Source organism: Mesorhizobium sp. M0808 (assembly GCF_040320025.1).
Lineage (GTDB): Bacteria > Pseudomonadota > Alphaproteobacteria > Rhizobiales > Rhizobiaceae > Mesorhizobium.
In genome coordinates, this window is the sequence record NZ_JAMYOX010000088.1 from 1 (window position 1) to 8,928 (window position 8,928).

Annotated in this window: 4 protein-coding genes and 4 pseudogenes; 4 read left to right on the forward strand and 4 right to left on the reverse strand. The window is 57.8% G+C overall.

What is annotated here, in order from left to right; translation table 11 throughout:
• Together NKI25_RS35695 and NKI25_RS35700 are read left to right on the forward strand one after the other, a co-directional pair.
• Positions 1-230: pseudogene (locus tag NKI25_RS35695) on the forward strand (branched-chain amino acid transferase); the annotation flags it as partial.
• Positions 231-611: 381 nt separating this feature from the next.
• Entirely contained in the window at positions 612-872 is a 261-nt protein-coding gene (locus tag NKI25_RS35700; protein WP_353000846.1) for a hypothetical protein, read from the forward strand.
• Between the two features lie 149 nt (positions 873-1,021).
• Here NKI25_RS35700 and NKI25_RS35705 read toward each other — a convergent pair whose 3' ends face one another.
• Both NKI25_RS35705 and NKI25_RS35710 read right to left on the reverse strand, forming a co-directional pair.
• Positions 1,022-2,209 (reverse strand): glycine C-acetyltransferase, encoded by a 1,188-nt coding sequence (locus tag NKI25_RS35705; RefSeq protein WP_353000848.1) that lies wholly within the window; start codon positions 2,207-2,209, stop codon positions 1,022-1,024.
• 359 nt (positions 2,210-2,568) lie between these two features.
• The gene (locus NKI25_RS35710) at positions 2,569-3,984 is read right to left on the reverse strand and encodes an aminotransferase family protein (RefSeq protein ID WP_353000850.1); all 1,416 of its coding nucleotides are present in this window, start codon (positions 3,982-3,984) and stop codon (positions 2,569-2,571) included.
• Between the two features lie 343 nt (positions 3,985-4,327).
• On the opposite strand from NKI25_RS35710, the pseudogene NKI25_RS35715 reads away from it, so the two are divergent.
• A pseudogene (locus tag NKI25_RS35715) lies at positions 4,328-4,614 on the forward strand (nitrilotriacetate monooxygenase); the annotation flags it as partial.
• A gap of 63 nt (positions 4,615-4,677) precedes the next feature.
• Positions 4,678-5,627, forward strand: a pseudogene (locus NKI25_RS35720) (MFS transporter); the annotation flags it as partial.
• A 249-nt stretch (positions 5,628-5,876) separates the two neighbouring features.
• On the opposite strand, the gene NKI25_RS35725 reads toward NKI25_RS35720, so the two are convergent.
• Both NKI25_RS35725 and NKI25_RS35730 read right to left on the reverse strand, forming a co-directional pair.
• Positions 5,877-7,913: a CocE/NonD family hydrolase gene (locus NKI25_RS35725; protein WP_353000852.1), complete on the reverse strand. Its 2,037-nt coding sequence runs from the start codon at positions 7,911-7,913 to the stop codon at positions 5,877-5,879.
• A gap of 122 nt (positions 7,914-8,035) precedes the next feature.
• A pseudogene (locus NKI25_RS35730) lies at positions 8,036-8,694 on the reverse strand (ABC transporter permease).
• Between the last annotated feature and the right edge of the window lie 234 nt (positions 8,695-8,928).

Below are 8,928 nucleotides of genomic sequence, written 5' to 3' on the forward strand. Positions count from 1 at the left end.
GTGCCGAGATGGGGCTCTCGGCCACGGCTGCTGATGTCAGTCGTGCTGAGATCAAAGGGGCTGACGAGGTGTTCATCACCTCGACTGCCGGCGGCATTATGCCCGTGACGCGCATCGACGATACCGCGATCGCTAATGGGCAAATCGGATCCGTCACATGCCGGCTCAAGGATCTATACTGGCGAAAGCACGATGATCCGGCATGGTCGACTGCTGTCAGCTACCCATGATCGGAAATGAGCCATGCGACAGCAACTTGGCGAGCGGCTTCTGACGATCTCCATGAGCTGTCGTCACGCAAACTCCCGAAAGTCGAGCAGGCGCGCTTCGGCGAGGCGTCGCCCGGATCTTGGTGGAATGCCAGATACACACCGATGTCTCCTGCTGCTGGGAGACCAGCAAGACGGACGACGAGCGCGATGCGCGAGGGTATACGGCAACTTTCTGCACCGCCGGGCTCGCGCCACACGCCGACGACGCTTACCTCAACGAGGCGACCGACTCGTCGATCTCCCGGGACATGACGATGCCGATTTGCTCGCTGTCACAATCCCTGTGGAATATGACGGGCTCGGAGCTGACGACGTCACCTATCGCATCGTGGCGCGAGGTTGAGCGAAATCGACATCGGTTACCACTCGATGATGAGCGTCCAGTCCTCACTGGTCATGCACTTGTGTAGGGCTTACTTCATGCCATTTCCTGCGGAGTTGCCGATGAACAACGCTTTTATTGCCTATTTGTCGGCGGAACTGGCTCAGTTGAAGTCTGCAGGGTTCTACAAATGCGATCGCGTCATCACGTCGACGCAGTCGTCCAAGATCGAAGTCGCGGGTGGCAGCAAGGGGCGTTGTCACGATGTGGCCGCGTGAGGCGCCGACCCCGCGCTCTTCAGGCAGGCCGTGCACTCACGGCCATGAGCGCGCTGCTACCTCAATTTCCTTACCGCTCAATCAATGTGACAGCGCCCCACCATGACTTCTTCGCAGGCATCAACAAAGTCGCTCCACTCATGTTGGCATCAGATGACTCCCAATTCCCGGCCCACCTCCGTGAAGGCCTCGACCGCACGGTCAACATCCGCACTCGAATGTGCGGCGGAGATTTGCGTGCGGATGCGCGCCTGGCCTTTCGGCACAACGGGGAAGGAGAATCCGATCACATAGATGCCGCGCTGGAGCATCTTCTCAGCCATCTGCTGCGCGACGCTGGCGTCGCCCAACATTAAAGGGATAATCGGATGGTCCGCGCCAGCCAGCGTGAAGCCCGCCTTCGACATCTTCGAGCGGAAGCGGTCGGCATTGGCGTAGAGCTTCTTGCGCAGCGCATCGCCTTGTTCGATCAGATCGAAAACCTTCAGCGACGCCCCTGCAATCGCGGGCATCAGCGTATTGGAGAAAAGATACGGTCGCGAGCGCTGGCGAAGCCAGTCGATGACCTCGCGCTTGCCTGACGTGTAGCCGCCCGACGCGCCTCCAAGCGCCTTGCCGAGCGTGCCAGTGATGATGTCGATGCGGCCCTCGACGCCGCAATGCTCCACCGAGCCGCGCCCATGCCTGCCGATGAAGCCGACCGCATGGCTATCGTCGACCATGACCATGGCGCCGTATTTCTCGGCCAGATCGCAAACGCCTCCAAGATTGGCAATGATGCCGTCCATCGAAAACACGCCATCGGTCGCGATCAATTTGAAGCGGCTGCCTTCGGCCTTCTTCAGCTCCTCTTCCAGCGCGGCCAGGTCGTTGTTGGCATAGCGGAAGCGCCTGGCCTTTGAGAGCCGTACGCCGTCAATGATGGAGGCGTGGTTCAGCCCATCGGAAATGATGGCGTCTTCCTCGCCGAGTAGTGTCTCGAACAGACCGGCATTTGCGTCAAAACAGGATGAATAGAGGACCGTATCTTCCATCTTGAGAAATGAGGAGATGTGCGTCTCGAGTTGCTTGTGCTCTTCCTGAGTGCCGCAGATGAAGCGGACCGACGCCATGCCGTATCCATAGCGGTCGAGCGCAGCCTTAGCCGCGTCCCGCAGATCTTGATTGTCGGCCAGACCGAGATAGTTGTTAGCGCTGAAATTCAGGACCTTGCTGCCATCCCCGAGTTCGATCTCGGATGACTGCGTCGATGTGATGACGCGCTCGGATTTGTAGAGCCCAGCAGACTTCAACCCAGAAAGTTCCGCCGACAAATAGGCAATAAAAGCGTTGCTCATCTGCAACTCCGCAGGAATGGCATGAAGTAAGCCCTACTCAAGTACATGAATAGTAAGGACTGGACGCTCACCATCGAGTGGTAACCGCTGTCGATTTCGCTCAACCTCGCGCGCCAAGAGGCAATAGGTGCGCCTGCTCGACTTTCTGGACTTTGCGTGACGACGGCTCATTGACATCGTCGCGAAGGCGCTCCCCAAGTTGCGCCGCCTGGCGCATTTCCGATCACGGGTAAATGACAGCAGACCATTGCGGATCGGTGCGCTTTTGCCAGTAAAGATTCATGAGCCGTCTAGGGGCGGGTCCGACCTGCCCATTAGCAATGCCGTGGTCCCATCGGATCACTTCCTGCTCGAAGCATCTAGCTGTTCAGCTCAAGCGACGACCTCTTAGGAGAACCGGCTGCCCCGCATCCAGTTTCAAATCTATGTCGAACACCCTCTAGCATACGCTCCAATCGCTGCCCGATCTGGTCACAGTCGGCTCGGGTGACGGTCAATGGCGGCGCGACGATGAACCAGTCTCCATATTTTCCTCCGGACGTACGCCTCGAGTAGATTATTAGACCTTCCTTCAATGCCTCGGTCCGAGCGACTTCAGTCACATTAAAATCGTAATGAAATTGAGCTTTCGAGTCCTTGTCTTGTACCAATTCCACCGCGTATAGCAGCCCAATTCCGCGCACATCGCCTACAATGGGTGAGGCGTTCATGAGCTGCCGCAATATTCGTCCAAGATGCTGGCCAGCTTGCGCGGCGTTGGTGATTAGATCGTGATCTTCATATTCGTCTAGGACCGCGAGCGCGGCGGCGCACGAAATAGGGTTTGCGCCGTACGTGTGTGAAAAGTTAAAACCGGTGAGATTTGCCAACTCATCAACGCGCTCTGCCGGGAGAAGCACCGCACCTAAAGGACTGTAACCTGCGGCAATTCCCTTTGCCATGACAATGACATCTGGAATGCAGCCGCTCAAATGGTGTGATGCGAGAAACTTGCCAGTTCGGCCGGCGCCGCATAAAATCTCATCGAATACGAGAAACACGCCGTATCGGTCGCACAACTCACGGATGCGTTGAAAATAAACAGGTGGCGGCACGAGGCATCCGGTTGCCACACCGCCTACTGGTTCAACCACGTACGCGAGGACGTTTTCTGGGCCTAGATTTACGATAGCATTCTCAAGCGCCGCTACGCTTTGCTCAGCGATTTCTTCAGGCGACAGTCCCGGTTCTCCTCGATAGGTCATTGGAGCGGGCACTTTCGCGCCTGTAACTGCGAAGCCAGATAGAAAAGGTGCTAAGGATTCATCGCCCGAAATCGCGAGCGTGCCGATGGAGGCGCCATGATACGAAGGCATGTTGGAGATCAAAATGCGCTTGCTGGACAAGCCTTTTGCAACCGCGTATTGCCGCAGGAACTTCAGCGCAAGATCCATAGCCTCGCTTCCACCTGACGCGAGACCGACCCGCTCGAATGGCACCCCCGCTAGACTGCAAAGCCGCCCTGTTAGCGCTGCGTTGGCGGCGTGACGCGCAACGCGCGGATAAGCAAAATCAAGCGTCATTGCCTGCTGATACATCGCATGCGCAACACGCTCATTAGCATGTCCGATATTGCAAGCGATAGGACCCGACGATCCGTCGATGTAGGCGTTCCCATGCTCATCGAACATCCAGATCCCTTCCGCTTTGATCATAAGCGGAACGGGCTCAGATCCATCTCGGCTAAAAAACGCGTCCTGAAACATTCCAGAGCTTGCTGCAAAATTCGTGACCAAATAACATCTCCAAGTGGTGCTCTGCTTTGGAACGGTAAATTGAAGGGCTACTCCAAGCAGCCAAATCTATCTATTCTAACTGACCTGAGAAGTAGCGTTGGCAGCTACGAAACTATTCACAAAAGGATATGACACCTGAGGTAGAGGTTCGCGCCAAAAGGGGCCACCGGCTGAAACGGTTATCGCATACAGAGATGTGGTTTGAAATAAGCAGGATCCGCGGCACCACTCCGAATGTGGGGACAGGTCCGGAAATGGCGCTGTCACATTGATTGAGCGGTAGGGAAATGGCGATGTCACGGTAACGCCTTGTGAGGAGCCGCCGCGATGGCGTTGTCACGTTGTTCGTCAGCTCTACGAGACCATCGCCGGGGCCGCGGCCATTGGCAGCTTGTCGGGCTCGAAGAGCGCTTCAACAAAGGCGGCGCCGACGGCTTCAACATCATGCCGCCGACCGTGCCCGGCGGGCTCGACGATTTCATCGATCTGGTCATCCCCGAGTTGCGCCGCCGCGGCCTATTCCGCACCGAATATGAAGGCTTTACCCTTCGCGAGAACCTCGGGTTGCCCCCACCGACTGGTTCACGAAAAGAGCGCTCGCAACGCTGCTTAGCCAGGAATGGAAGGTGACGGCGGAATGAAGCCGAGTGGGCGTACGTCTCGCCGGCGCCGAGCCGCTGGCGATATCCTGACAAGCGCGTCATTCCGGCTGCGGTGACGCTTATGTCGGTCGGATATAACATAGTTCGGAGCATAGGCCCGGCTCTGGGTGGCGTGATCCTGGCCTTTCTTTGGACCGTTGGCCGCTTTCGCCCTCGCAGCCTTGAGTGATCTGGCGCCTCCAATCGCAATTTGGCGCACCAAATGGCAAGTTCGCTCTTCTCCTCTCCCTCGTGAGAGAATGACGACGGCGATTCATGACGGAGTGCGCTTTATGGCGTTGTCCTCGGAAATCAGAGCAGCAATCGCCCGCGCAACCCTGTTCGGCATGGCCAGCATTTCCATTATCGCGCTACTGCCTCTCGTCGTGCGAGACAAGCTGGCAAGCGGGCTGATTGTCTACGGCATTCTGTTGGCCGGTTTCGGCATGGGTGCCTTCATCGCGGGCATGAGCAACGGCTTTTTGAGGCGGACTGTCTCTCAGCACTCGCTGATGGCGTTAGCCTCGATGGCTTGTGCGGCATGTTGCATTTCACTGGCCCTGACATCGTCGGTAGCTGTCGCAGCAATTTCTATGGCGATCGGGGGCGCGGGCTGGCTTATCACCTGGACTGGGACTGACGTTTGGGTGCAGCTGGCGAGGCCAAGATGGGGTTGTCGGCCGCACGCTCTCGATCTACTACGCCTTAACTTATGGCGGCATCGCAGCCGGCAGCTGGATCTGGGGTGCTGTCGCCCAGAACTACTCCTTGACCTGGGCGTTGGTGGGCGCCGCGGGGGCTCTGTTGCTGGGTGCGGCAGTGGGGATAGTTTTGCCGGTACGTCCTTGGGAAGAATCGGATCAAGAAAGTTCGGATTTTCGCGCACCGGAGCTGGCACTCGATCTGAAGCCCGGAGTGGCCCGATCGTTGCCAAGTTCGACTATTCCATATCCGAAGAATATCGACGTCTTTCTCGGCTGCATACGCGCAAAGCGAGCTGTGGGACCCGCCATATGAGCTTTTCTCTTTGGCAACCGCGCCCGCTCCATCAGTGCGGCAAGGAGGTAGGCTGATGAACGGATCATCGCTCCCGCTTGCGCCAAGGATCCCAACCCTCATCACACATTTCCCAAGCGCGGCCGACTAGACGCGCAGGGGGCTCATTGGCAGATGCTCTTTATCTCACGAACATGCCGGCTTCGCGTTATCGCTTAGGTTGGCTATCTTATTGCAACCTCCAAGATCCGGATATCAGACAAGCAGGCGCGGAATCATACGTTTCCAACTCTTGGTGAACACTTCCTCGTCGTGGTCGAAGGCCTTAAGCTGGCCGACAACCAAAAATTTGTCCTTGGTCGAGCTCATATGCAGGCAACTCTCGACGCGAACGTTCAAATCGTCGAGCTTCATGGTCTCAATGTACTGCGTTTGCACGGTGGCGCTGGTCGGATCCTGGTCAAGTATTTCCGACAGCTCGCTTGTTATTGACCCAACTTCTATGCCAATGGCGTCACTCTTGGATAGTCCGCCGCCTTGGACGGTGCGTATGGTAAGTTTCTTCGTTGCGGCATCCCATTCAGATCTTCTGGTTGGCGCTGGGGCTTTCTGTAATACCGTTCCCCCGGAGGTGGGTTCGGGGACGAAGGCTGCGCCGAAGGGTTTCAAATTCCTATCCGCGGCGCTCGGCGGTCGTGCCGGCAGCTCGAGCTCGGACCGACCCGCATAAACTGTCAGAGTCACCGGCTCTGGCGATGGCCAATATGCGGGCCAATATGAAGTTGACACTGCAACACGAATGCGCCTGCCAGATTTGAAAACATGGGCACAATCATTCAGCGGCATGCGGATGCGATAGCGCCTGCCGGGCTCCAGCGGTTGAGGAAATTCATCGCTATCCCGATGGGTCAGATTCAGCACACTATAAGTGATTCGCTTCGACAGGCCGTCGGGCTCGACTTCATTGAGCCGAACGGCCAGGAGCGCAACCGGCTTGTCGACCGCCAGGTCGAGAGTGACCACCGGCTGGCCCAGAATCTCGAATTCCCCCTCGAGCGGCTCGGAATCGAATGTCAGGGAGCGAGCGTCGTCGATACGCTGATCGGTCGGGGCCTCCGTGTCGATGTCTCTCCAATGCCGACGCGGCGCCGTTATTCCCACTGTCTGCGAAGGCTTGAGAACACGCGCCGTTTCGGCGCCGGCGCCGCACTCCAGTCCGTCTTTGGTGAGATAGAATTTGCGCGGCCTGATGCGCGGGGAAGGCCAGCTCTCCTCGGCCGCCCACCGACCGGGACTCTGGTGTACGCCGAGCATTGTCGCCTCTTCCTGCATCCAGAACCGATACATCGGCTCGTCCATAATGCCGGTCTCGATATCCTTGAGCCAGTAATCCCACCAACGCAGCGCCTCGGTGAGCCAGTCTATCGCCGGGCCCGGATTACCAGTGTTCGGATAGCCGTGACCCCAGGGACCGACGAGCCCTTTGCGCGGGCATTTAAGGTTGGCGAGCATGCGCGGAACCGCGCGGTAATAAACATCGTTCCAACCACTCACAGCATACACGGGGCACCGAATGGCGCCGTAGTCTTCGCTGATCGACCTATGCTTCCAGAATGCGTCTCGGTGCTGGTGGGTAATCCAGTATATGGGGTAGTAGTCCAGGTTATTGAGACGCTCCATCCACATGTCGCGCCAGCGGTCCCCAACGATTGCCGGATCGGGCGGACGTCCACAATAAGCGGGCCAAACCACCCCCCACTCAAAGAACACAGTATCGTTGAGTAAACCACCAGTGTAGGGCTCTTCGGGATAGAGGTCGTCAGTCGAGCAAACCGTTATGATCGCCTTGAGCTCAGGGGGACGGCGGGCAGCCACGTGCAGTGCGTTGGTGCCACCCCAGGAGTTCCCGAACATGCCGACCTTGCCGGTGCACCAAGGCTGCCTGGCCAGCCACGCGATGATCTCGACACCGTCGTCCTGCTCCTGTTTGACATATTCGTCCTGCGGCAGTCCCTCGGAATCCCCCGACCCGCGAATGTCCGGCCGCACACAAGCATATCCATAGGAAGCCAAGTAGGGATGGATGGTTTCATCACGAATACGCTTGCGGTAGGGGATATATTCCATCAGCACTGGCACCGGATTGTCCTCCGCATCCTCCGGCAGCCACATGCGCGCCGCAATCTTGGTGCCGTCCGACATCGGAATCCAGATGTTCTCGATTTTCCGCACCTTGCGTGGACCTGTCCGCCCCACGGCCTGTGGGGTTTTAGCACCGACCAACTTCTTCATTCTTTTGTAGGCTCCGGTCCGGTTCTCGTCGTAGTCGCTGCCCCGCTAGGTTAAGCCACTGACCTCTTGTTACGTGAAGCAATGCCCTGCAGCGCGCTGAAAAACACCGATCGGGTAGCTCGCTAGCCAGAAAAGCGCGAAGTGCGAGAAGCGATTGTTCCCCTGTATTCGCATCCCGTCGCTAGACGGGGCCTCACCAGATTGCGGTCGCAACGGCGTATTTGTGCTTCAAAGGCCAAGGCCTTTTGATACAGAGCGTTCATAATTCGCGCGTTTTTGATCCAATTGCGTCGAGCGCAAGCCGGCCCTCGCTGGGAAATGTGGCCCGTGACGAAACGAAGACCACCTCGATAAAGAGAACGGACGAAAGAAAGCCACGCGATGCTTACCCCGAGTATGGTCACGGTCGGCAGGATCGCGAGCGGCAGCGCGTAGCGCGCAACGATACGCCATTCCGAGATTCCGAAAGAGCGGGCCATCCGTATGTGGTTTTCCCCAGGGTCTCAAGCATGGATGCCCGCACCAGTCGGGAGATGTAGCCGACCCAGCCAATCCCTGTCGCGAAAGCTGGGAGGATGAGATAGATAAGTCCATCCCAGAATCCATAGCCGGCTCCGATCGGTGGCAACCAGCGCAGAGTCACGGCAAAAATCAGCAGCGCGTAAACCGCCATGACGAAGGACGGAATGGCGATCGTGGCGACCGTCACGACGCCGGCCATATGGTCGACCAAGGAGTTGCGCCGCATGGCCGAGTAGCAGCCGAGCGGCACGGCTATCATGACCGGCCATAAGATCGAGGATCAAAATCAGTTCGATCGTACAGGGTAATTGCTCGAAGACCATGTCGGCAACAGGCCTCTGGCTGAATACGTCGTAACCGACGTTGCTATGGAGCAGCTCGCCGAAGAAGCGTAAGCGGGTAGCTGATGCCGTTCAGCGGTGGTAGTTCCAAGGCATGAGCGCCTCGATAGCGCTGTTTGGCCAGCCATTGGCGATGCGCTCGAGGGTCTGGG

What these genes read in the sequence shown, in the direction of transcription:
- NKI25_RS35705 (WP_353000848.1), bottom strand. Translation starts at nt 2,209, where the DNA reads ATGAGCAACGCTTTTATTGCCTATTTGTCGGCGGAACTTTCTGGGTTG.
- NKI25_RS35725 (WP_353000852.1), bottom strand. Translation starts at nt 7,913, where the DNA reads ATGAAGAAGTTGGTCGGTGCTAAAACCCCACAGGCCGTGGGGCGGACA.